Source organism: Methylorubrum pseudosasae, from assembly GCF_029504475.1.
GTDB classification, from domain to species: domain Bacteria; phylum Pseudomonadota; class Alphaproteobacteria; order Rhizobiales; family Beijerinckiaceae; genus Methylobacterium; species Methylobacterium extorquens.
Map to the genome: position 1 here is coordinate 3,721,182 of NZ_JAQGDU010000002.1, position 22,316 is coordinate 3,743,497.

Here is a 22,316-nt window from a genome sequence, read left to right on the forward strand (position 1 = left end):
GGCTTCACCCGCTTCACGCCCTACCAGTGATGGCGGTGGCCCCAGTGCCGTCGGTGGTGGCCCCAGTGGCCGTGATGGTGATGGCGGTGGCCCCAGTGACGGCGGTGATGCCCCCAATGGCCGTGATGGTGGTGGCGGTGACCCCAGTGGCGGGGATGGTGACGGTGGCCGAAATGGTGGTGCTGCCATTGCACCGTCTCGACCGTCGCCTCCGAGGCGAGAGCCGCTTCCGGAGCCGGCGCGAGCGGAGCAGCGTTGGCGGCGCTCGCGCCGAACAGGCCACCGGCCATCAGGGCCAGTGCAGCGAAGGCGAAGCGGGTTCGACGCCCCAAGGATGTGTCCGACATCGTGTGACCTCCGTTCATCGGGCTGTCCCAACAGCCTTGATGACGAAGCTAGGAGCCAGCGGATGAACGCGCACTGAGCACGATCCGAACAATCGGAAACAAGTCCGTTCGAGCCCAGCGGACACACTTGGAAAGCTAGGCCGAATCGTCCGGATTGCACCGGACATGCGCCCGAGAACATCCGGATAAGGTCAGCGGCTTTTCAAAGATGTTCTGGTGCGGTGAAGCCGGCTCTTCCCGGCTCGGCCTCGCGAAGTGACCAGAATCAGACCGTGCCGGCCTTCGGCTCCGGACGCCGATAAACCCAGACGCGGGCCGGGGGCAGGTTGAGCCAGACGCGGTTGGAGCGGCTCGCCGTGTAGCTGCCCGCCTCGCACTTCGCCGGGATCGGCGGCACGACGGCGTAGGTGAACTGCACGAAGGGCGCACCGGGATGCATCAGGTCGTGGGCGCCTTGCAGCAATTCGAACCGCTGCTCCAGCGGCTTGGTGAACAGGGGCAGGCTGGAGATCGTGGCGGCGCAGAGGCTGCCGAGCCGGTCGCGCAAAGTCTCGCGGATCCGGTAGGCATCGCCGCAGATCACGGTCACGCCGGGGAAGCGGCGGCGCAGCAGCGTGCAGAAATCAGGATTGAACTCGACGAGGACGAGCCGGTCCTGATCAAAGCCGCGGCGGATCAGGGCCTCGGTCACGGGGCCGGTGCCCGGTCCAAGCTCGATCACGGGGCCGCTGACATTCGGGTCGGCATAGGCGGCCATGGTGCGCGCGAGCATCCGTCCCGAGGGTGTCACCGCGCCCGTGACGAGCGGACGCTCGAACCAGGAGCGCAGAAAGCGCGCCTCGTCCTCCAAGGGATCTTTGCGCTCACGGACAGTGCGTGCGGCGGAGACGGCGCGGGCACTGGAACGGCGAAGCGGCGGCACGTCCGAAGGTCCTCGGCTCATCATGGATCGAACAGGCTAGACGACGAAAACCCGTAAGCAGTCAAGCTTCGCCGTAATGGGCTGGGCGTGGGACCGAGGCGGCGGGCCGCGGTCATAACCGGTGGAAGGCGGGGTTTGATCCCATCCGCCGTGAGCGATCACGCCCGCGTCGCGCCGCTCACGAAGAAGTCACGCACTTTCGAGAAAAACCCGGCACTCTCCGGGTGGTTCTCGTCCGAGGCGCTCTGGTCGAACTCCTGCAACAGTTCGCGCTGGCGCTTGGTGAGGTTCTGCGGCGTCTCCACCGAGACCTGGATGTAGAGGTCGCCGACCTCCCGCGAGCGCAGCACCGGCATGCCCTTGCTCTTGATGCGGAACTGCTTGCCCGTCTGCGTGCCGGCCGGGATGCGCACTTGCGTCTGCGAGCCGTCGATCACCGGCACGGTGATTTCGCCCGACAGAGCGGCCGTCACCATCGAGATCGGCACACGGCAAAACAGGTCGGCTCCGTCGCGCTGGAAGAACGGGTGCGGCTTGATCGAGAGGAAGACGTAGAGGTCGCCCGCCGGCCCGCCGCGCATGCCGCTCTCGCCCTCGCCCGCGAGACGGATGCGCAGCCCGTCATCGACGCCCGCCGGCACGTTGATCGACAGCGTGCGCTCGCGGTTGACCCGACCCGCGCCGGAGCAGGCCGTACAGGGATCGTCCACCACCTCGCCGCGGCCGTGGCAGTTCGGGCAGGTCCGCTCGATGGCGAAGAAGCCCTGCGCCGCCCGCACCCGGCCGTAGCCGCCGCAGGTCGAGCAGGTGCGCGGCTTCGAGCCCGCCTTGGCCCCCGTCCCCGAGCAGGTCTCGCAGGCGATTGAGGTCGGGATGCGGATGGTTTCGGTCTTGCCCGCGAAGGCCTCTTCGAGGCTGATTTCGAGGTTGTAGCGCAGGTCCGAGCCACGCTCACGGCCCGGTGCGCCGCCGCGCCCGCGCCCCGCCCCGCCGCCAGGTGCCGCGCGCCCGTCCCCGAAGAAATTCTCGAAGATGTCCGACATGAAGTCGCCGAACTCGTTGCCGAATCCGGGGCCGCCCGCACCGCCCTGGCTGAAGGCGGCGTGACCGAACCGGTCATAGGCGGCGCGCTTCTGGCCGTCGGAGAGGCACTGATAGGCCTCGTTGACTTCCTTGAACTTGATCTCGGCTTCCTTGTCGCCGGGATTGCGGTCTGGGTGATGCACCATGGCCAGCTTGCGGAAGGCGACCTTCAGCTCGCTCTCCGAGGCCGTCTTCGCGACGCCCAAGACCTCGTAATAGTCCCGCTTCGACATTCCCGGCCCCTGGAGCCTCTCGTTCGCGTCGGCTGCCGGCTCGCTGACCGGCATTCCTGCCGGATTGTGGCCGCGCCGCGATCCGCCTCCCGACTCGAACGGGACAGGCCGGATCGACCTTCGCTTCTATCGGATGCCCGGCATGGTTGATCCCCGAGCCTTGCCCGAGGATCAAGCCGTCCGCGCCGATGACGATGAAAATAATATCGGGAGCGGCGCTGGCGCACCGCTCCCGAACCGTCCTTGCGGACTTACGCGCGCTTCTTGCGCTCGTTCTCGTCCACTTCCTGGAAGTCGGCGTCGATGACGTCGTCCTTCTTCTCGTCCGTGGACGCGGCACCGTCGGCGCCGGGTGCACCCTCGGTCTGGGAGGCGGCGTACATCGCCTCGCCGAGCTTCATCGAGGCCTGCATCAGGTCGTTGGTCTTGGCCTTGATGCCCTCGGCGTCCTCACCCTCGAGCGCGGAGCGCAGAGCGGTGATGGCGGACTCGATTGCACCCTTGTCGGCGGCCGAGACCTTGTCGCCGTATTCCGACACCGACTTCTCGGTGGCGTGGATCAGGCTCTCGCCCTGGTTCTTCACCTCGACCAGCTCGCGCCGCTTCTTGTCCGCCTCGGCATTGGCCTCGGCGTCCTTGACCATCTTCTCGATGTCGGCGTCCGACAGGCCACCCGAGGCCTGGATGCGGATCTGGTGCTCCTTGTTCGTCGCTTTGTCCTTGGCCGTCACGTTGACGATGCCGTTGGCGTCGATGTCGAAGGTCACCTCGATCTGCGGCATGCCGCGGGGCGCCGGCGGGATGCCGACGAGATCGAACTGGCCGAGCAGCTTGTTGTCCGCCGCCATCTCGCGCTCACCCTGGAAGACCCGGATGGTGACCGCGTTCTGGTTGTCCTCGGCCGTGGAGAAGACCTGGGACTTCTTGGTCGGGATCGTGGTGTTGCGGTCGATGAGCCGCGTGAACACGCCGCCCAGCGTCTCGATGCCGAGCGAGAGCGGGGTCACGTCGAGCAGCAGCACGTCCTTCACGTCGCCCTGGAGCACGCCGGCCTGGACCGCGGCGCCGATGGCGACGACCTCGTCCGGGTTGACGCCCTTGTGGGGCTCCTTGCCGAAGAACGCTTTCACGACCTCCTGCACCTTGGGCATGCGGGTCTGGCCGCCGACGAGCACGACCTCGTCGATCTCGGAGGCCGAGACGCCGGCATCCTTGAGCGCCTTGCGGCACGGCTCGATCGTGCGCTGGACGAGGTCATCGACCAGCGACTCGAACTTCGCGCGGCTGAGCTTGAGCGCGAGGTGCTTCGGCCCGGAGGCGTCGGCGGTGATGTAGGGCAGATTGATCTCGGTCTGGGTCGCCGAGGACAGCTCGATCTTGGCCTTCTCGGCGGCCTCCTTGAGGCGCTGGAGGGCGAGCTTGTCCTTGGTCAGGTCGATGCCCTGCTCCTTCTTGAACTCGGCGGTCAGATACTCGACCACGCGGTTGTCGAAGTCCTCGCCGCCGAGGAAGGTGTCGCCGTTCGTTGACTTCACCTCGAACACGCCGTCGCCGATCTCAAGGATCGACACGTCGAAGGTGCCGCCGCCGAGGTCGTAGACCGCGATGGTACCGGCCTTCTTCTTGTCGAGGCCGTAGGCGAGCGCCGCCGCCGTCGGCTCGTTGATGATGCGCAGCACTTCGAGGCCGGCGATCTTGCCGGCATCCTTGGTGGCCTGACGCTGGGCGTCGTTGAAGTAGGCGGGCACCGTGATGACGGCCTGGGTCACCGGCTGGCCGAGATGCGACTCGGCCGTCTCCTTCATCTTCTGAAGGGTGAAGGCGGAAATCTGCGAGGGCGAATACTTCTTGCCGTCGGCCTCGACCCAGGCGTCGCCGTTGTCGCCGCGGGCGATCTTGTAGGGCACGAGGCCCTTGTCCTTCTGCGTCAGCGGATCGTCGTAGGTCCGGCCGATCAGACGCTTGATCGCAAAGAAGGTGCGCTCAGGATTGGTCACGGCCTGCCGCTTGGCGGGCTGGCCGACGAGGCGCTCCCCGTCGTCCGTGAAGGCGACGATGGACGGGGTGGTGCGGGCGCCTTCCGCATTCTCGATGACCCGCGGCTGCGTGCCTTCCATGACGGCCACGCAGGAATTGGTGGTGCCGAGGTCGATACCGATCACTTTACCCATGGTGGGATCCCTCTGTTGGATTTTTCAAGCAGACCGCCGAGCCCCGAAGCAGCTCGACCCATGGCGGTTGAAAACGTCTGGTTTGAGAACGGGATGGTCCGAAGCGCATCGCCCTGGCGGGCTGTGCTTCCCAGGCCTCGTCCCGTGTCCCGCCGCATATAAGAAGACGGCTACGCCGCCGCAAGAACGGCCGCAAGAACGGCGCCCAACGGTTGAGGGGCGGACGTCATCCTTCGCCGCGCCGGGGCCGCTTTTCGAGGCGCGACACCGAGAGGAAGGCTTGTTTGTTGCCAGGCTGCCACGTCCGCGCCACGGGTGACGTGCTAGGACACCGGCATATGGCTCATGCATACCGCCCGTGAAGTGGCGGCAAACCGGGAGGCCGACCGCCTGATGTTCCTGCCCGTGTCCGAAAGGGTTTTCGCGAAGAAGCCTCGCCCGTGGCGCGTCGCGACGGGGGCGTTGCTCGTGCTCGCCGGCCTGGCCGTGGTCCCGGCCACCCCGGCGCGGGCGCAGAACTTCTTCGAGGAGCTGTTCGGCATCGGGCGGGCGGCCCGTCCCCCGCAGCCGCCGCGCAACGTGCCCGTCCAGCCGCCGCCGCAGCCTATGGAGCCGGGCGCTCCGGTACCGGGCGAAGGCGCCGAGACGCGGCCGAGCGCGCCGGCCCAGCCCCGCCAGCCCGTGGTGCTGCGGGTGCCGGCCGAGGACAACGTCGCGGGTCAGGACCTGCTGCTGAACGGGCTGAACGGATCACTGAAGATCGAGCGGAGCGGCTCGGCCTTTACCGCCCAGATGACGCTGCCGGGTACCAAGATCTCGCAGCCGACCGAGAACTGCACGGTCAAGCTCGACGGCGGCAGGCCGATGCCGCTGAGCGCCGAGGGCCGCGCGCAGGGCGTCTCCCGCTTCTCGACGGCAAGCGCCGAATGCCCGCTGCGCTTCGAGATTCTCGATGGCAGCGTGCTCGCCACGCCGCTCGGCTCGGGGTCGGCCTGCACCTTCACGGCGGCGGATTGCGAGACGACGCCGTCAGGCCTGTGGGGACCGAACGCCGCCGCGCTGCTCTCGCAGGCGGGCGAGTTCGACACCGCCCGCGGCGTCGCCGACAAGGCGGTGCGGGACAATTACAAGATCATGACGCAGCGGGCCCGGGGCGGCGACGTCCGCCCGATCGTGCAGGAGCAGGCGGCGTTCTCCTCCGACCGCGAGCAGGCCTGCCGGACCTATGCCCGCGAGGGCGCGCACGGCTATTGTCACCTGCGCTTCACCGAGGCGCGGGCGATCGCGCTCGCAACCCGGCTCGGCGCCAACACCACGACGCCGACGGCGGCGAACGCTCCGGCACGACCCCGCCGCAGCCGTGCGCCGGTGGAGGGGATGAACCCCGACGCCCAGGGGGCGGAACCGTTCGCCGACCAATAGGCCGCGTGGCGCTTCTCACAGGGCCGTAGGCATCGTCGCACGGGCGGAACTCTGCGTTTGGCGCGGATGTTGGCCGGAGGTTCACGCGAAGCGAGCCTGGCCATGCCCGACGAGAAGATCGAAGCCTATACCGACCCGGCCGGCGGATGGGGGTCGGCCCGCTCGCTCATCGACATCCTGACCCGCGAGGAGATCCCGGCTTCCGGCGCGGCGATGCTGATGAAGCAGAACAAGCCGGGCGGCTTCATGTGCGTGTCCTGTGCATGGTCGAAGCCGGCCAAGCCGTCCACGTTCGAGTATTGCGAGAACGGCGCCAAGGCGACCGCCTGGGAACAGACCCGCAAGCGGATCGGCCCCGACTTCTTCGAGCGCCACTCGGTCACCGACTTGCTGACGTGGCCGGACTACGACCTCGAGGAGAAGGGTCGGCTCACGCACCCCCTGCGCTACGATCCGCAGCGCGACCGCTACGTGTCCGTCTCCTGGGAGGAGGCCTTCGCGGAGATCGGACGCGAGCTGAAGGCTCTGCGTGAGACGGACCCGACCTCGGCCGTGTTCTACTCGTCGGGTCGGGCTTCGCTGGAGACGAGCTACATGTACGCGCTGTTCGCGCGCATGTACGGCAACAACAACCTGCCCGACTCCTCCAACATGTGCCACGAATCGACCTCGAAGGCGCTGCCGCAATCGATCGGCGTCCCCGTCGGCACGACGGTGCTGGAGGATTTCGAGACCACCGACCTGATCCTGTTCTTCGGACAGAATGTCGGTTCGAATTCGCCGCGGATGCTCCACCCGCTGCAGGACGCCCGCCGCCGGGGCGTGCCCATCATCACCTTCAACCCGCTGCGGGAGCGCGGGTTGGAGCGGTTCACCAACCCGCAATCGCCCGTCGAGATGCTGACCCATTCCTCGACGCAGATTTCGACTCAGTACCATCAGGTGAAGGCCGGCGGCGACATCGCGGCGCTCGGCGGCATCTGCAAGGCGCTCTTCGCCATGGATCGAGAGGCGCAGGCGGAAGGGCGCCCGCGCGTTTTCGATATCGATTTCATCGCCGAGCACACCCACGGCTTCGAAAAGTTCGAGAAGTTCTGCGACCGGCTCGAATGGCCGGCGCTGGAGACCAAGTCCGGGCTGAGGCGCGAGGGGATGGAGGCGGCCGCCGCCGTCTACGCCCGCGCGCGGGCGGTGATCGGCATCTACGGGATGGGCCTGACCCAGCACCGCCGCGGCACCGAGACGGTGCAGATGTTCGTCAACCTGCTGCTCCTGCGCGGCAATATCGGGCGGCCCGGCGCCGGCATCTGCCCCGTGCGCGGCCACTCGAACGTGCAGGGCCAGCGCACCGTCGGCATCGCCGACGAGCCGTCGCTGGTGCCGCTCGATAAACTCAAGGAGATGTACGACTTCGAGCCGCCCCGCGAGAAGGGGATGAACACGGTCGAGACCTGCGAAGGCGTTCTCTCCGGCAAGGTGAAAGCCTTCGTTGGGCTCGGCGGAAATTTCATCCGCGCGGTGCCCGACACGAAGCGGATGGAGGAGGCGTGGCGCTCGCTGCGCCTCACCGTCCAGGTCTCGACCAAGCTCAACCGCTCCCACCTCGTGCATGGTGAGGTCGCCTACATCCTGCCCTGCCTCGGCCGGATCGAGGTGGACGGACGAACAGGCGAGCGGGCCGCAGGCCGTGTCGATGGAGGACTCGACCTCCTGCTTCCACGGCTCGCGCGGCGTCGCCCGGCCGGTGAGCGACCATGTGCGCTCGGAGCCCTGGATCGTGGCGCAACTGGCCAAGGCGACGCTGCCGGCCAACCCCAAGGTCGATTGGAACGCCTGGGTCGGCGATTACGCGCGGGTGCGCGACGCCATCGAGGCGACCTATCCGGAGAAGTTCAAGGACTTCAACGCGCGCCTGTTCGAGCCCGGCGGGCAGCACAAGCCGATCGCCGCGCGCGAGCGCAAATGGGAGACGCCCACCGGCAAGGCGAACTTCATCGTGCCACCGGACGGGCTCGACATGGACCCGGACATGAAGAGCGACCGGCGCGACGTGCTCGACCTCATCACGCTGCGCTCGAACGACCAGTTCAACACCACGATCTACGGCTATCACGACCGCTTCCGCGGGGTGAAAGGCACCCGCCAAGTGCTGTTCATGAACGAGAACGACATCGAGCGGCTGCAACTCGCCGATGGTGAGACCGTCGATGTCGTGACCGAGGCTGCCGACGAGTTCGCCCGCGAGGTGAAGGGCCTGAGGATCGTCAAATACGACATCCCCGCCGGCAATTGCGCCGGCTACTACCCGGAGCTGAACGTGCTGATCCCGCTCTGGCACCATGATGCCCAGGCCAAGGTGCCGGCGGCCAAGGCGATTCCCGTGCGGATCGCCAAGGCGGCGCCATTGGCCGTGAGGGACTGAGCAGGGGCTCGTCCGGCTCCGCCGGCTCGGCGCCCGACGGCGATCAAGATTGTACGACGTGCAAATCATCACTTGTACGCTGTGCAAAACAGGCTCATCCCTAGGGGCGTGACGACGCGGTCACGCCCTCGGAGTGCTGCCATGTTGACGCTGTTGCGAACCCTCGCCCGCGGCGCTGCCGCCCAAGCCTGCGAGGAGGTCCACGACCGCCACGCCCTCCTCGTGCTCGATCAGCAGATCCGCGAGACCGCCGCCGATCTGGAGCGCGGCCGGCGCATGCTGGCCGCGGCCATGGCCGGGGACAGCGCGGAGGCGCGGCGTCTCACGCAGGTCGAGGCCCGCGCCGCCGACTTGGAGACCCGCGCCGTGGCCGCGCTTGCGGCGGGCCGCGAGGATCTGGCCCGTGAGGCGGCCGAGGCGATCACGAGCCTTGAGGCTGAGCGGGACGCTCTGCGCGCCGCACGGGCGACCTTCGCGGCCGAGGTGGTCCGGATGCGCGCGGTGCTCGCCGACGCGACCCGGCGACAGGCGGCCCTGGAGCGCGGGCGGCGGGTCGCGGCGGCGTCCGAAGCGGTCCGGCGTCTGCGCCGGACGGAGGGCGTGCGCGATCGCGCGACGTTGCGGGAGGCCGAGGCGACGCTGGCCCGGCTTCAGCGGATCCAGGCCGAGGCAACGGATACCGACGACGCGCTGGCCGCGATCGAGACGCCCGAGGAGACCCTTGCCGAGCGCCTCGAACGGGAGGGCTTCGGGCCCCGGACGCGCCCCTCCTCCGACGACGTGCTCGCCCGCCTGCGAAGCCGCGCCGAGGCCGCCCGCACCGCTTCCGTCTGATCCGCCCTCCCGCGTTCCAAGGAATTCAGCCATGTCCCAAGAGACTGCACAGCATACCGGCGCCTGGGTCGTGTTCACCCAAGCCTCCTTCGTCGCCTCCGCCGCACTCGTCGGTTTCGGCATCCTTTTCATGCCCCTCGACTTCTGGATGAAGGGCTATCTTGCCATGGGCACGGTGATGCTGGTCCAGTCCTGCATCACTGCCACCAAGACGCTCCGCGACGTCCATGAGGGCCGCCGCATGGTCAATCGCCTGGAGGATGCCCGCACCGAGCGCCTGCTGATGTCGGTCGGCAAGGAGTGACGCAAGGAGCCATGCAAGGAGTCATTTAAGACGGCGGCCTCGGGAGACTCGACGCGCGCCCGCGACGGTCCATATTCCGTGGCATGGACAGTTCGGACGGAGCTCACGCGCGACGGCAGGCGATCATCGATCGCTTGCTCAGCGACGCCCTGCGCCCGGCCGGCGGGATCGTGCTGCCGAGCCACGATGCCCTGCCGGCCGACATCCGCATGACGGTCGATCGCCTGCTCGCCAAGGCGGACGCTGAGCGCCGCCGCTCGCTGACCTACGACGACCTCGAAGAGGCGTTGCCGCCGCGCGACGTGACCGCCGACGATCTGGAAGCGATCTTCTGGGTGCTGGCGGAATACGGGATCGAACTCGACGAGGGCGATTAGGCACCGTCCCAAAGGGTGGTCGCCGGCTTTTGGGACGAGACGATGCGTCGAAGGCTCAGCCTTCGGCTCCCAGGAGCAGTCGTGCCGCCGCCGCGCGCGCCTCGTCGGTGACGGTGGCGCCGGCCAGCATCCGGGCGATCTCTTCCCGGCGCGCTTCCGCCGCGAGCCCGACCACGCGGGTCGTCACCCGCTCGGCGCTCTTCTCCGCGCCCTTGGCCGCCTTTCCCTTCACACTGTCCTTGGCGATGCGGAAATGCGTCACCGCGCGGGCGGCGACCTGCGGCGCGTGGGTCACGGCCACGACCTGAACCTGCTCCGAGAGACGGCCGAGCCGCGCGCCGATGGCGTCGGCCACCGCGCCGCCGAGACCGGTATCGATCTCGTCGAAGATCAGCGTCGGCGCCGAGCCCTTGCCGGCGAGCACAACCTTGAGCGCCAGCATGAAGCGGGACAGCTCGCCGCCGGAGGCAACCTTCATCATCGGGCCGGCACGGGTGCCGGGATTGGTCTGCGCCCAGAACTCGACCCGCTCGGTGCCGGCGGCGTCGCGCGAGGCTTCGTCCACAGTGATCTGCGTGATGAAGCGGGCGCCCTCCAGCTTCAGCGGCGGCAACTCGGCCTGCACTGCGGCATCGAGCGCCTTGGCCGCCTTGCGGCGCCCATCGCCGAGCCGCTTGGCGGCCTGGGCATAGGCCGCCTCCGCCGCCGTGAGTTCGGCTTCGAGCCCGGCAAGCGCCTGCTCGCCGGCATCGAGGGCGGCCACGTCCGCATCGTAGCGGCTGCGCAGGTCGGCGAGGTCGTCGGCCGGGACCGAATATTTTCGCGAGGCGGCGCGCAGGGCGAATAGCCGTTCCTCGACACGCTCCAGCTCGCGCGGATCGAACTCGGCGGCGAGCACCGCGGCATCGAGGGCGGCGCGTGCCTCGTCCAGCGCGACGAGGGCCGCATCGAGGGCGGCGATGCTCGGATCGACCAGGGTCGGCACCGTGGCGCTACGCCGCTCCAGGCGGCGCACGGCGGAGGAGAGATGCGGCACGAGCGAGCCGGAGCCGCCGACGAGGTCGAGCGCTTCGTTCAACTCGCGGGCGACCTTCTCGCCCTGTTGCATCAACGTGCGGCGCTCGGCGAGCTTGGCCTCCTCGCCGGCCTGCGGATCGAGGACGCCCAGTTCCTCCACCGCGTGGCGGAGAAAGTCGGCTTCCTTCTGCGCGGCCTCGACGCGTTCGCGCTGCTCGGCGAGCGTCGAGCGGGCGGCGCGCACGCGTTTGGCGGCCGAGGCTACCTGCGCGAGCGGACCCTGAAGCCCGCCGAACGCGTCGAGGATGCTGCGATGGGTGGTAGGGTCGGCCAAGGCCCGGTCGTCGTGCTGACCGTGGATCTCGACGAGCGCCGTGCCGATCGCCCGCATGGTCTGCACGCCGACCGGCTGGTCGTTGACGAAGGCGCGGGTGCGCCCGTCGGCGAATTGCGTGCGACGCAGGATCAGGTCGCCGTCGGTGTCGATCTCGGCCGCCGCCGCGACGGCGCGGGCGGGATGGTCGAGGGCCACGTCGAACACGGCGGTGACGCCGCCCTGCGCCTCCCCCTGCCGCACGAGACCGCCATCGCCGCGCCCCCCGAGCGCCAGGGCGAACGCGTCAAGCAGGATCGACTTGCCCGCACCGGTCTCGCCCGTCAGAACGGTGAGCCCCCCGGAGAAGGTCAATTCGAGCTTGTCGATCAGAACGATGTCGCGGATCGCGAGCTGGACGAGCATGAAGCGGCGCCAGAGCCCCTTATTGGATTGTGCGCGGGTTTAGCCGTAAGCGGAGAGGACTTCATCCGGAAAGTGCTGTGGGACCCGCGACCGACGATCGGCCGCGCGGCGGCCCCGCGGCAGGCCGCTTCGTTCATCCGGCTGAAGGCGTCTGGAGAGCCATTGCATGCGTGTGGTCGCGGTGAGCCGGGTGCTCGATGAGGTCGATGTCATCGAGGCGTTCATTCGGCACGCGACGGCCTTCGTCGATCATCACATCATTCTCGACAACGGCAGCCGGGACGGGACGGTCGAAATCATCCGAAAACTCGCCGAAGAGGGGCTTCCGCTCACGGTCTATCAGTCGCCGTCGATCTGCTTCTCCGAGCGGGACATGAACAACTGGCTCTACAACGAGGCGGTCGACCGGCACGACGCGGATTGGGTCGCCTGTCTCGACAGCGACGAGTTCTACGACGAGCGTCAGCTGCCGGGAGGATTGCGGAACTACCTCCAAGAGCTGGAAAACGCCGGCGGGAACGTCGTCGCCGTCCGGGTTCCCTGGGCTCATTACAACTATACGACCCGAGATGATGCAGGAGAAAACCTCGTCCCGCGCCGCATCACCCATCGCACGGAGATCGCCAGCGACGGCAAGATCATCGCGAGCTGGCGGTTGGCGAAGGAGAAGGGCCTCGTGCTGGAGGGACAGCATGACGTGCATCTGCCGGAGGGCAGCCGCGGCACGGTGGTCGCTGAGCGGCGTCTCTGGATCGCACATTTCTCCGAGCGCAACGCGGCGCAGTACGTCACCAAATTCGTGAGAGGGTGGGCGAAGATCCTCACCGCCGGGCAGGCCTGCCAGGATCGGGGCTTCTCGGCCCATTACCGCGGACCGTTCGAGCTTCTCAGAGACCATCCCGAGACGCTGCTGAGGTCCGACGGGTTCCTCGAGAGAAAGAACGAGGAAAGAAGCGCCATCCACGACCCGATGGATTACCGCGGCGGTCCCCTTCGGTATACGCCCCCGAACGATCCGGAGATGCAGTCGGTCCGGGCGCTCGTCGGATTCCTCTCGGAGGTGTGCACCCGCTACGGCGAACTTACCGATGCGTTGCCCGTGGCAAGGGCCTATTCCGAGCGAATCGAGCGGCGGATCAACCGGCTCATTTGAAGCGTGCTCGCCCGGCCCAAGGCCGAGGCCAAGCCCGATCCGTCCGGCGTGATGGCGCTGGCTCCGTCTCGGACGCCGAGGTTCGTCCGCCGCCATCGCGAGCGTCCGCCAAGCGATCTGCGGCGCACCATCTCCGAACGGTTCGCAGTCAACTCCGCGTCGCGGAGACGGCGGAGGGACGGAAACGAAAACAGCGTCCCGGATCTCAGATCCGGGACGCTGTTCGAAGGCTTCGCCTGTTTCGCGCAAGCGCTGTGAGGAGGTCCTACTCCGCAGCAGCGGTCCGCCCGATCACGCCGCGGTAGATCTTGCTGATCCAGGAGGACTTCTCCTCCCGCGGCTCCAGGCCGCCGGTCTGCAGGAGCTTGTAGGCATCCTGGTACCAGGGGCTGTCGGGGAAGTTGTGGCCGAGCACGGCCGCGGCGGTCTGCGCCTCGCCGGTGAGGCCGAGCGCCATGTAGGCCTCGACCAGACGCTCCAGCGCCTCTTCGGCGTGGCGGGTCGTCTGGTACTTGCTGACCACGTCGCGGAAGCGGTTGATCGCCGCCGGGAAGGCGCGCTTCTCGAGGTAGAAGCGGCCGACTTCCATCTCCTTGCCGGCGAGCTGGTCGCGGGTGATCTGGATCTTGGCCTTGGCGTCGGCGGCGTATTCGGAGGTCGGGTACTTCTGCACCAGCTCCTGGAGGGCGATGAGGGCGCGCTCGGAGCGCTCCTGATCGCGGGTCACGTCCGGGATCTGCTTATATTGCGACATCGCCATCAGGTACTGGGCGTAGGCCGCGTCCTTGCTCGCCGGGTGGCGCTGGAGGTAGCGCTTCGAGGCGTTGATGGCGTCGTCGTACTTCGCGCCCTCGTAGTTCGCGTAGGCCGTCATCAGCAGGCCTTTCCGCGACCAGTCGGAATAGGTGTACTGCTTGTCGAGCTGGTCGAACTGCTTGGCGGCGTTCTCGTAATCCCTGTCTTCCATCTTCGCCAAGCCCTCGCTGTAGAGCTTGTCCGCGGGCGTATCCGGGATCGCCTCGGGCTTGTACTTTTCGGCGAAGAGGTTGGTCGGATCGAGGGCATCGCAGCCGCCGAGCCCGATGCCCAGGCTGAGGAGCACGGCCGCCATCGCGCCACGGGTCGGGAAGGTCACAGGCATCGCGGTCAATTTCCCTGTCAGGCCCGGCCGCTTGAGGAGCGGCGCGCGACCTACGCGCAGGCTTTTACGGTTGGCGGTCGATTCGGGCGTCAAAACGGCAGGACGTAGGGAACCTTTAAGGTATTCCGCCTGCGACGTGGATCGAGGGCCGATGTGGCGTCCGGGTTACAGTTCGGCGGCGAAGGCGGCGAGCCCCAGGCCGGCACCGAAGTCGGCGCGGGCGGTCTCCCGGCGGGTGCCCTGGCCCTCGACGATGGCGTAGTTCGCGCGGTCGGCGAACAGGGCTTCGAGGATGCCGACATTCATGCGGTGGCCGCCGCAATAGGAGCGGTAGGCACCCTGGAGCGGCAGACCGGCCAGCGCGAGATCGCCGACCGCATCGAGGAACTTGTGACGGACGAACTCGTCCGCGAAGCGCAGGCCTTCCGGGTTGACGATGGCGGTCTCGCCGACGGCGACCGTGTTGTCGAGGGAGGCGCCGAGCGCGAAGCCCGCTTTCCAGTAGCGCTCCACGTCCTTCATCATGCCGAAGGTGCGGGCGGGGGCGATCTCACGGCGGTAGGCGGCCGGGGTCAGGTCCATCGCCTTGCGCGAGCGGCCGATCACCGGGGATTCGAAGTCGATCTCCACGTCGAGGCGGAAGCCGCGGTCGATCGGGCGGAGTTCGGCGAAGGCGCGGCCGGCCTCGATGCGGACGGGCTGGAGCACCTTGATCCAGCGGCGCGGGGCGCCGCAGAGGGCCAGGCCGACGCTGTCGATGGCTTGGACGAAGAGGCGGGCGCTGCCGTCGAGGATCGGCATCTCGGGGCCGTCGATCTCGACCAGAGCGTTGTCGACACCGAGCCCGTAGAGGGCCGACATCAGGTGCTCGATGGTGGCGACGGCGCCGGTCTCGACGTCACCGATGACGGTGCACAGCTCGGTGGCGGAGACGCAGGCGAAGTGGGCCTTGATGATCCGGTCGTTGCCGGTGGTCGTGCCCGTCCGGAGGAAGGCGATACCGTGGTTGGCTTTGGCGGGGTGGAGCGTGATCTCCGCCGGGTTGCCGGAGTGGACTCCGATTCCGGTCAGCGTCACGGACGTTTTGAGTGTTGTCTGTTGGTTCGTCCGCATACCTTAGCCCTCGGCCAGGATCCTTCCCGCGCACCCCGTTTCGGGGGGCGGTATGAGAAAGTCCGTCCGCTGCTTGAAGCCCCTGCGAGCGCTGGCAGTCATCGACCGGCCGCGCCTTCTGTCGTTCCGGAAGCGTGTATAGCTGTGGCAATCAGGCCGGCCAAATCACGGATTCTTACGATCTGTTACAGCCACGGTTTCGCCACGATCTTTGAAAAGCATTTTCTGATCAGGGTCTTAACAAGTAGCTAAACCCGGAACCTTGCGGTTCCGGGTCTGTGGCCGAAATACCCCAATGAGGGTCGATGGAGGCCGAGTTGCCCCCATCGATCCACAGGCAATCCAGGTTTTAGTTCGCCTGACGGCGAAGGAAGGCCGGGATCTCGAGCTGGTCGTCTTCCATCATCCGCGGCGGCAGGGCACGGCCCTGCGCGTCCAGATTGCCCTGAGCGGGGCGGTACTGCGGCGCCTGGGGCGCGGGCGCCCGCAGGGCCGGCTCGACGCGGGGCGCGGCGACTGGAGCCGGAGCGGCGGCGCGGGGCGCCGGCACCGGAGCGGCCTCGGCTTCCTCGCGGCGACCGCCGAAACCGACCGTGGCGAGCCGGCGCAGCAGGGTCATGCGCTTGGAATCCTGGTTCGGCTCCGGCTGGGGCTCCTCGCCGCGGCTCTTGAGGATCTGCGCCTGGGTGTGGGGCGGCAGGTCCGAGATCTGCGGCATGCGCGGCGGGCGGGCGAGCTGCGGACGCGGCGGCACGTAGGGGCCGTTCGCGGCCTGGGCGGGCTCCTGGGCCTGGGCCGGGGCCGGCTGCTCGTAAGCCGGGACGGCGGCGCGGGCCGGGGCCTGGGTCAGCACGACATCGTGGTGGTGCATCGCCGGGGCGGGCTCGGCACGCATCGGCTCCGGCGCCACCGGCTCCGACAGCATGGCCCGCGGGCCGGCGTTCGGGGCGAGCAGCGGCTCGGGGCCGGGGCGGTGCGACGGCTGATGGCCGTTCTGCTGCGCCGCCTGATGCGTCGAGGCGGGGCTCAGGGCGGCGGAGGCACGGGCGCGGGCCTCGGAGCGCAGACGCTCGGCGACCTCGGCGATGCGCTGCTCGGTCTGGGCGATTTCCGGGTTGTTCGGGGAATCGGCCGAGATCAGCGCCGGCTCGATGCCGGTGGCGACCACCGAGACGCGGATGATGCCGTCGAGGCTCTCGTCAAAGGTGGCGCCGAGGATGATGTTGGCATCCGAATCGACCTCCTCGCGGATGCGGGTGGCGGCTTCATCGAGTTCGTAAAGGGTGAGGTCGGAGCCGCCGGTGATCGAGATCAGCAGGCCGCGGGCGCCCTTCATCGACACGTCGTCGAGGAGCGGGTTGGCGATGGCCGCTTCCGCCGCGCGGTTGGCGCGGTTCTCGCCGGACGCCTCGCCGGTTCCCATCATCGCCTTGCCCATGCCGCGCATGATCGCGCGCACGTCGGCGAAGTCGAGGTTGATCAGGCCTTCCTTGACCATCAGGTCGGTGATGCAGGCGACGCCCGAGTAGAGCACCTGGTCGGCCATCGCGAAGGCGTCGGCGAAGGTGGTCTTCTCGTTGGCGACCCGGAACAGGTTCTGGTTCGGGATGACGATCAGGGTATCGACCGCCGCCTGAAGCTCCTGGATGCCGGCCTCGGCCGTCCGCATCCGGCGCATGCCCTCGAACTGGAAGGGCTTGGTCACGACGCCGACCGTCAGGATGCCCATGTCACGCGCCGCGCGGGCGATGACCGGGGCCGCGCCGGTGCCGGTGCCGCCGCCCATGCCGGCGGTGATGAAGGCCATATGCGCGCCCGAGAGCTGATCGCGGATCTCGTCGATCACCTCCTCGGCGGCGGCCGAGCCGACCTCGGGGTGCGAGCCGGCGCCGAGGCCCTGCGTCACGCCGATGCCCATCTGGATCACGCGCTCGGCCTTCGAGGAGGTGAGCGCCTGGGCGTCGGTGTTGGCCACGACGAACTCGCAGCCGAGCAGCCCCGACTCGATCATGTTGTTGACGGCGTTACCGCCCGCGCCGCCGACGCCGAACACCGTGATGCGGGGCTTGAGTTCCCGGATGTCCGGAGCCTGAAGAGAGATGGCCATGTGGTCGAACCCTTCGTGACTTTCGATTGCCTGAACGACGCCTTGTGACGCCTGCCCTGTCTTGCTTGTCCCGCGCTGGCCTCGCGGCGGCGCGGGGTCGTTCTGTTGGAGCCGTTCCCCGTCCCGTCAGGTCGGGGACGCCTCCAAGTCGTTGTTTTAGCGCGATGTCTTCACGCGAAGCGGAAACCCGCCGCGCGACATCGCTCTAGAAACTTTCCCGGATCCAGCGACCGACCCGCGAGAAGTAGCCGTCCGTTCCCGTGCCGGCGAAGGCGCCCTGCCCCCGCGGCTCGAAATGCTCCGCATGCGCCACCTGCGGGTAGACCAGCAGGCCGACCGAGGCCGAGAAGGCGGGCCCCTTGGCGGCTTCCGGCAGGCCGCGGATGCCGAGCGGGCGCCCGATCCGGACCTGTCCCTGAAGGATGCGGCGGGCCGTCTCCGGCATGCCGACGAGCTGGCTCGCGCCGCCCGTGAGCACCACCCGGCGACCGGCCTGAGCGCCGAAGCCCGCATTGCGCAGGCGGTCGCGCACCAGTTCGAGAACCTCCTCGACCCGCGGCTTGACGATGCGCACGAGCTGCGAGCGCGGCACGTGGCCGGGCGCCTCGCCCTCGTCCTCGCCGACGCCGTGCACGGCGATCATGTCCCGCTCGTCGGAGGCCGTGGCGATGGCCGAGCCGTAGAGGGTCTTCAGCCGCTCGGCGACGGAGACACGGGTCGAGAGCCCGCGGGCGATGTCCATGGTGACGTGGTGGCCGCCGACCGCGACCGCGTCGCAATGGACGAGGTGGCCGCCCATGAAGACGCCGACGCTGGTGGTGCCGCCGCCCATGTCCACGACGGCGCAGCCGAGTTCGGCTTCGTCGTCCACCAGCGCCGAGAGGCCGGCGGCGTAGGGCGTGGCGATCACCGCATCAACGCCGAGATGGCAGTGCTCGACCGCCAGCATCAGGTTGCGCGCGGCGGCCGCCTCGGCGGTGACGACGTGGAGATCGACGCCGAGCGCGTTGCCGATCATTCCGGACGGGTCGATCACCGCGCCCTGCCCGTCCAGCGCGTAGCCGGTCGGCAGAGCGTGCAGCACCGCCCGGCCGGGGCTGACGCCGTGGGCGCTCGCGGTCTCCAGAACCCGCTCGACGTCGGAGCCGGTGACGGTGCCGGAGCGGACGTTCACCCGCGCCTCGAAATGCTGCGAGGCGATGCGCCCGCCGGAAATGTTGACGATGACCGACTGGACCTCGGCCTTGGCCATCCGCTCGGCGGCGTGGACCGCCTGACGGATCGCGCCCTCGGCGGCCTCCAGATCGACGATGGCGCCGCCCTTGAGCCCGAGCGAGCGCTGGTGGCCGATGCCGATGATGCGGGCGAGATGGGTGCGCCCGCGCAGCGTCGACATCGCCTCGGCCGGCTGCAGCTCGGCGATGAGGCAGACGACCTTGCTGGTGCCGATGTCGAGGACCGACATCGTCGCGCTCCGGCGGGCGGAAAGCGGTTTCAGGCGCGGCGTGAGGCCGTGATGGGTCTGCATCGGACGCTACTCGGCGGATACGCGACAGGGCACGGAAGAGAGTGCGGCGGGGCGGAACGCGCTCATGTCGCGGTCCCCTTTTTCGGCTTCTTGCGGCTCTCCGCCCGGGCGGCCGCAGCCTCCTCGGTCAGGCGCACCACGACGCGGTCGGCCATGCGCAGGTCCACCGCGATGATGTCCTTCTCCAGAATCTTGCTCTCCCGCTCGAGCCGCACCAGCCGAGCGAGCGCCTCGGCGGGGTCGGCCTCGGGCAGGCGGATGTCGACGCCGTCGAGCTTGAGCGTCCAGCGCCGGCTGGAGACGTAGGTGCCGGCGCGGATGCGCGATCCGAGCGGACCGGCCGCCTCGATCAGCGCGAGATATTCCTTGAGGCGCTCGTTGGCGCCCGCGCCGACGACGAGCGGCAGGTTGACGTAGCGCTCGTCGCGCAGGTCATCGATCACTTTGCCGTCGGCGGCGATCACCTGGATCTCGCCGTTCTGCTGCCAGAGCGCGGCGGGCTCGCGCTCGACCTGATTGATGACGATCTCGTTGGGGTAGAGCTTCCGCACGGAGGCGCTGGCGATCAGCTTCTCGGCAAGCAGGCGATCACGCACCCCGTCGACGTCGACGAACGGCACGGAGGAGCGCCAGTCGATACCGGCGGTGCTCAGCACCTCGCGCTCGTACATCCGCGACAGGCCGGTGATGGTCACCCGCTCGACGCCGAAGCCGGCGATCCGCGCGAGGATGTCGAGCGGCCGGCCATTCTCGGCGACGAAGCTATCATAGCGCCCGCTCATGACGAAGCCGGTCAGCGCGACGGTGCCGGCAAGCCCGGCGACCAGCGCCGTGCCCGCGAGCCGCGGCACGCGTGCCTCGATCGGTACCGCCGGCCGGAGCCGACGTGCCGACGAGAACCGCCTGAGGATCTTCGGGAGCCGCAGCCCCGCAAGGATCCCGCCGCTGCCGGGGTTACCGGCTGCGTTCAGCGGTTGAGAGAAGCGTCCTCCACCATCCATCGGACGAGTTCACCGAAACTCTGGCCTGCGTGGGCCGCGATCTCCGGCACAAGGCTCGTCTGGGTCATCCCTGGCTGCGTGTTGACCTCGAGGACGACGAGAGCGCCGGTTCCACCCGGCGTGTCGTCGTAACGAAGGTCGGCACGGCTGACGCCACGACATCCCAGTGCTTGATGCGCCGTTAACGCCAACTCTTGGACACGCTGGTAAATATTTAGTTTAAGATCCGCGGGGAGGACGTGGATCGACCCCCCTCCGGCGTACTTCGCATCGAAGTCGTACCACTCCCCCGAGACGGGCTTGATCTCGGTCACTCCGAGGGCCCTGTCGCCCAGCACCGCGCAGGTCAGCTCGCGGCCCGCAACGTAAGTCTCTGCAAGGACTTCCTCGCCGTAGACCCACTCGTCGGAGGCGAGAATCTGGGGCGGATGCGAGCGCTCGTCACGCACGATGATGACCCCCATGGAGGAGCCCTCGGCGATCGGCTTCACGACATAGGGAGGGGTTAACGGGTGTGACTTCGCCGCATCATGACGGTTAACGACCCGGCCCTCCGGAACGCTCACACCGGCCGCGCGCATGACCGTTTTGGCACGTTCCTTGTGCATGGCGAGCGCCGAGGCCAGCACGCCGGAATGGGTGTAGGGGATCTTCAGGATCTCCAGGAGGCCCTGGATCGTGCCGTCCTCGCCGGCCGGGCCGTGGAGCGCGTTGAGCGCCGCGTCGGGCCGCAGCTCGGTCAGCACCGTCGCGATGTCAGGCCCGACATCGACGCGGGTGACGCGATACCCCTCCCCTTCCAGCGCCTCGGCGCAGGCATTGCCGGAGCGGAGCGAGATTTCCCGCTCGGAAGACCAGCCGCCCATCAGGACGGCGACGTGCTTGGACATGGTGGGGCTCCGTAGGCGAAGGTCGATTCCGGGGGCAGAGCGATCAGGCGGGCGAGGCCTCGACGCCGATGCGCTTGATCTCCCAGTGCAGCTCGAAGCCCGAATGCTCGCGCACCCGGCGGCGCACCTCCTCGCCGAGCCCTTCGATGTCGGCGGCGGTGGCGCCGCCGCGGTTGATCAGGAAGTTGCAGTGCATCTCGGAGACCTGGGCCCCGCCCCGGATCAATCCGCGGCAGCCGGCGGCGTCGATGAGCTGCCAGGCCTTGCCGCCCTCCGGGTTCTTGAAGGTCGAGCCGCCGGTGCGCTCGCGGATCGGCTGGGCGGCCTCGCGGGCGGCGGTCACCCGCTCCATCTCCGCCTCGATCGCCTCGCGGTTGCCGGGGCGGCCCTGGAAGGTCGCGCCCGTGAAGATCACGTCGTCCGGCGCCGAGGAGTGGCGATAGCGGAACCCCATCTCGGCATGGGTGAAGCGGCGGACCTCGCCCTTCCGGTCGATGCCGCGGACCTCGACCAGCACGTCGGTGGTCTCGCCGCCATGCGCTCCGGCGTTCATGCGCAGCGCGCCGCCGACGGAGCCGGGGATGCCGCGGAAGAAGGCGAGCCCGTCGAGGCTGGCTTCCGCCGCCGCCTTGGCGAGCCGCATGTCGGGTACTGCGGTGCCGGAGCGGATCGTCTCGCCGTCGATCTCGACCGAGCCGAAGGCCTTTCCGCCGAGCCGGATCGTCACGCCGGGAATGCCGCCGTCGCGCACGATCAGGTTCGAGCCAAGCCCGATCACCGTGACCGGCACGGACGGACCGAGGGCGGCGAGGAAGGCGGACAGATCCGCCTCGTCGGCTGGGCTGAACAGCACCTGCGCCGGCCCGCCGACGCGGAACCACGTCAGGTCGGCGAGCGACTGATTTTCGAGGAGGCGGCCGCGAAGATCGGGCGCGGCGGCGCGGATCGCGTCGATGAGGGAGTGCTCGGTCATATCCGTTTCCCCCCTCTCCCCGCAGGCGGGGAGAGGGCTTTGCCGACCTCGTCGTCGGCAAAGCGAGGCGGCAGCCGAGGGTGAGGGGGCGGATCAGGAGGAGGCTCCGCTTGAGAAGCCCCCTCACCATCGCCCTGCGGGCTCGTCGCGCCGACGACGAGGTCGTCGCGACCCCCTCCCCGTGTGCGGGGAGAGGGGGGAAGCGCGGCGAGGATCGTGTCGAGCACACCAAGGGTATTGCTCATGACCTCGGCATTCCAGAAGCGCAAGACTCGGTAGCCGCGCTCGATCAACCACGCATCTCTTGCGGCGTCATAGGCACTGTCTGCATGCTGGCTGCCGTCGAGCTCGACGATCAGCCTCGCCTCGCGGCAGCAGACATCCGCCACGTCGGAGCCGATGCTCTCCTGCCGGACGAACTTGAAGCCGGCGAGACGGCGGTCGCGGAGACGAAGCCAGAGGCGGCGTTCGGCCTCGGTCTGGTCGTGCCGAAGCCGTGTGCGAAACTGTCTCCGCTCGTCGTCCGCGGAGCGCACATC

General features: G+C 68.6%; 18 protein-coding genes and 1 pseudogene. 6 read left to right on the forward strand and 13 right to left on the reverse strand.

Features of this window, described 5'->3' with window-relative positions:
- Positions 1 to 20: 20 nt before the first annotated feature.
- From M2437_RS18575 to dnaK, 4 genes are all read right to left on the reverse strand, one after another.
- Positions 21 to 347, reverse strand: a complete 327-nt coding sequence (locus tag M2437_RS18575) for a hypothetical protein (protein WP_076643438.1) — start codon at positions 345 to 347, stop codon at positions 21 to 23.
- Between the two features lie 265 nt (positions 348 to 612).
- Positions 613 to 1,269, reverse strand: a complete 657-nt coding sequence (locus tag M2437_RS18580; RefSeq protein ID WP_003603953.1) for a class I SAM-dependent methyltransferase — start codon at positions 1,267 to 1,269, stop codon at positions 613 to 615.
- A 158-nt stretch (positions 1,270 to 1,427) separates the two neighbouring features.
- On the reverse strand, positions 1,428 to 2,585 hold the full coding sequence (dnaJ, locus tag M2437_RS18585) for a molecular chaperone DnaJ (protein WP_003603955.1): 1,158 nt from the start codon (positions 2,583 to 2,585) through the stop codon (positions 1,428 to 1,430).
- A 251-nt stretch (positions 2,586 to 2,836) separates the two neighbouring features.
- The gene (gene dnaK, locus M2437_RS18590; protein WP_003603957.1) at positions 2,837 to 4,756 is read right to left on the reverse strand and encodes a molecular chaperone DnaK; all 1,920 of its coding nucleotides are present in this window, start codon (positions 4,754 to 4,756) and stop codon (positions 2,837 to 2,839) included.
- 345 nt (positions 4,757 to 5,101) lie between these two features.
- Here dnaK and M2437_RS18595 point away from each other — a divergent pair, with 345 nt between their 5' ends.
- From M2437_RS18595 to M2437_RS18615, 5 genes and pseudogenes are all read left to right on the forward strand, one after another.
- The gene (locus M2437_RS18595) at positions 5,102 to 6,178 is read left to right on the forward strand and encodes a hypothetical protein (RefSeq protein WP_253388324.1); all 1,077 of its coding nucleotides are present in this window, start codon (positions 5,102 to 5,104) and stop codon (positions 6,176 to 6,178) included.
- A gap of 102 nt (positions 6,179 to 6,280) precedes the next feature.
- A pseudogene (locus M2437_RS18600) lies at positions 6,281 to 8,600 on the forward strand (FdhF/YdeP family oxidoreductase).
- 141 nt (positions 8,601 to 8,741) lie between these two features.
- The gene (locus tag M2437_RS18605; RefSeq protein ID WP_253388326.1) at positions 8,742 to 9,434 is read left to right on the forward strand and encodes a PspA/IM30 family protein; all 693 of its coding nucleotides are present in this window, start codon (positions 8,742 to 8,744) and stop codon (positions 9,432 to 9,434) included.
- Positions 9,435 to 9,465: 31 nt separating this feature from the next.
- Entirely contained in the window at positions 9,466 to 9,738 is a 273-nt protein-coding gene (locus tag M2437_RS18610) for a YiaA/YiaB family inner membrane protein (protein WP_004447596.1), read from the forward strand.
- An 83-nt stretch (positions 9,739 to 9,821) separates the two neighbouring features.
- Entirely contained in the window at positions 9,822 to 10,115 is a 294-nt protein-coding gene (locus tag M2437_RS18615) for an RNA polymerase sigma factor region1.1 domain-containing protein (protein ID WP_012254285.1), read from the forward strand.
- Positions 10,116 to 10,170: 55 nt separating this feature from the next.
- On the opposite strand, the gene recN is transcribed toward M2437_RS18615, so the two are convergent.
- Positions 10,171 to 11,871, reverse strand: coding sequence for a DNA repair protein RecN (gene recN, locus M2437_RS18620; protein WP_253388327.1), 1,701 nt, complete (start codon positions 11,869 to 11,871; stop codon positions 10,171 to 10,173).
- A 166-nt stretch (positions 11,872 to 12,037) separates the two neighbouring features.
- On the opposite strand from recN, the gene M2437_RS18625 reads away from it, so the two are divergent.
- Entirely contained in the window at positions 12,038 to 13,024 is a 987-nt protein-coding gene (locus tag M2437_RS18625) for a glycosyltransferase family 2 protein (RefSeq protein WP_253388328.1), read from the forward strand.
- A 265-nt stretch (positions 13,025 to 13,289) separates the two neighbouring features.
- Here the strand turns inward: M2437_RS18625 and M2437_RS18630 are convergent, their stop codons facing one another.
- From M2437_RS18630 to M2437_RS18665, 8 genes are all read right to left on the reverse strand, one after another.
- Complete coding sequence (locus M2437_RS18630) at positions 13,290 to 14,165, reverse strand: outer membrane protein assembly factor BamD (RefSeq protein WP_004447588.1); 876 nt, start codon at positions 14,163 to 14,165, stop codon at positions 13,290 to 13,292.
- Between the two features lie 165 nt (positions 14,166 to 14,330).
- Positions 14,331 to 15,278 (reverse strand): UDP-3-O-acyl-N-acetylglucosamine deacetylase, encoded by a 948-nt coding sequence (gene lpxC / locus M2437_RS18635; RefSeq protein WP_253388329.1) that lies wholly within the window; start codon positions 15,276 to 15,278, stop codon positions 14,331 to 14,333.
- A gap of 349 nt (positions 15,279 to 15,627) precedes the next feature.
- Positions 15,628 to 17,385 (reverse strand): cell division protein FtsZ, encoded by a 1,758-nt coding sequence (gene ftsZ / locus M2437_RS18640; RefSeq protein ID WP_015823226.1) that lies wholly within the window; start codon positions 17,383 to 17,385, stop codon positions 15,628 to 15,630.
- Positions 17,386 to 17,590: 205 nt separating this feature from the next.
- Positions 17,591 to 18,913 carry a cell division protein FtsA gene (gene ftsA, locus M2437_RS18645; RefSeq protein WP_003602496.1) on the reverse strand — a complete coding sequence of 441 codons (1,323 nt, stop codon included), beginning with the start codon at positions 18,911 to 18,913 and terminating at the stop codon, positions 17,591 to 17,593.
- Positions 18,914 to 18,975: 62 nt separating this feature from the next.
- Complete coding sequence (locus M2437_RS18650) at positions 18,976 to 19,914, reverse strand: cell division protein FtsQ/DivIB (RefSeq protein ID WP_253388330.1); 939 nt, start codon at positions 19,912 to 19,914, stop codon at positions 18,976 to 18,978.
- Complete coding sequence (locus M2437_RS18655) at positions 19,881 to 20,804, reverse strand: D-alanine--D-alanine ligase (protein WP_003602499.1); 924 nt, start codon at positions 20,802 to 20,804, stop codon at positions 19,881 to 19,883. The genes M2437_RS18650 and M2437_RS18655 overlap by 34 nt, the downstream gene beginning before the upstream one ends.
- Positions 20,805 to 20,847: 43 nt before the next feature.
- Positions 20,848 to 21,777 carry a UDP-N-acetylmuramate dehydrogenase gene (gene murB / locus M2437_RS18660; protein WP_253388331.1) on the reverse strand — a complete coding sequence of 310 codons (930 nt, stop codon included), beginning with the start codon at positions 21,775 to 21,777 and terminating at the stop codon, positions 20,848 to 20,850.
- A complete protein-coding gene (locus tag M2437_RS18665) occupies positions 21,774 to 22,313 on the reverse strand; it encodes an endonuclease domain-containing protein (protein ID WP_253388332.1) in 540 nt (179 codons plus the stop codon). Before M2437_RS18665 ends, murB begins: the two co-directional genes overlap by 4 nt.
- Positions 22,314 to 22,316: the final 3 nt, after the last annotated feature.

Bases quoted from the DNA above. Each gene is read 5' to 3' on its own strand.
- M2437_RS18575 (WP_076643438.1), bottom strand. From the start codon at position 347: ATGTCGGACACATCCTTGGGGCGTCGAACCCGCTTCGCCTTCGCTGCA.
- dnaJ (WP_003603955.1), bottom strand. From the start codon at position 2,585: ATGTCGAAGCGGGACTATTACGAGGTCTTGGGCGTCGCGAAGACGGCC.
- dnaK (WP_003603957.1), bottom strand. From the start codon at position 4,756: ATGGGTAAAGTGATCGGTATCGACCTCGGCACCACCAATTCCTGCGTG.
- M2437_RS18595 (WP_253388324.1), top strand. From the start codon at position 5,102: ATGCATACCGCCCGTGAAGTGGCGGCAAACCGGGAGGCCGACCGCCTG.
- M2437_RS18605 (WP_253388326.1), top strand. From the start codon at position 8,742: ATGTTGACGCTGTTGCGAACCCTCGCCCGCGGCGCTGCCGCCCAAGCC.
- M2437_RS18610 (WP_004447596.1), top strand. From the start codon at position 9,466: ATGTCCCAAGAGACTGCACAGCATACCGGCGCCTGGGTCGTGTTCACC.
- M2437_RS18615 (WP_012254285.1), top strand. From the start codon at position 9,822: ATGGACAGTTCGGACGGAGCTCACGCGCGACGGCAGGCGATCATCGAT.
- recN (WP_253388327.1), bottom strand. From the start codon at position 11,871: ATGCTCGTCCAGCTCGCGATCCGCGACATCGTTCTGATCGACAAGCTC.
- M2437_RS18625 (WP_253388328.1), top strand. From the start codon at position 12,038: ATGCGTGTGGTCGCGGTGAGCCGGGTGCTCGATGAGGTCGATGTCATC.
- M2437_RS18630 (WP_004447588.1), bottom strand. From the start codon at position 14,165: ATGCCTGTGACCTTCCCGACCCGTGGCGCGATGGCGGCCGTGCTCCTC.
- lpxC (WP_253388329.1), bottom strand. From the start codon at position 15,278: ATGCGGACGAACCAACAGACAACACTCAAAACGTCCGTGACGCTGACC.
- ftsZ (WP_015823226.1), bottom strand. From the start codon at position 17,385: ATGGCCATCTCTCTTCAGGCTCCGGACATCCGGGAACTCAAGCCCCGC.
- ftsA (WP_003602496.1), bottom strand. From the start codon at position 18,913: ATGCAGACCCATCACGGCCTCACGCCGCGCCTGAAACCGCTTTCCGCC.
- M2437_RS18650 (WP_253388330.1), bottom strand. From the start codon at position 19,914: ATGGATGGTGGAGGACGCTTCTCTCAACCGCTGAACGCAGCCGGTAAC.
- M2437_RS18655 (WP_003602499.1), bottom strand. From the start codon at position 20,804: ATGTCCAAGCACGTCGCCGTCCTGATGGGCGGCTGGTCTTCCGAGCGG.
- murB (WP_253388331.1), bottom strand. From the start codon at position 21,777: ATGACCGAGCACTCCCTCATCGACGCGATCCGCGCCGCCGCGCCCGAT.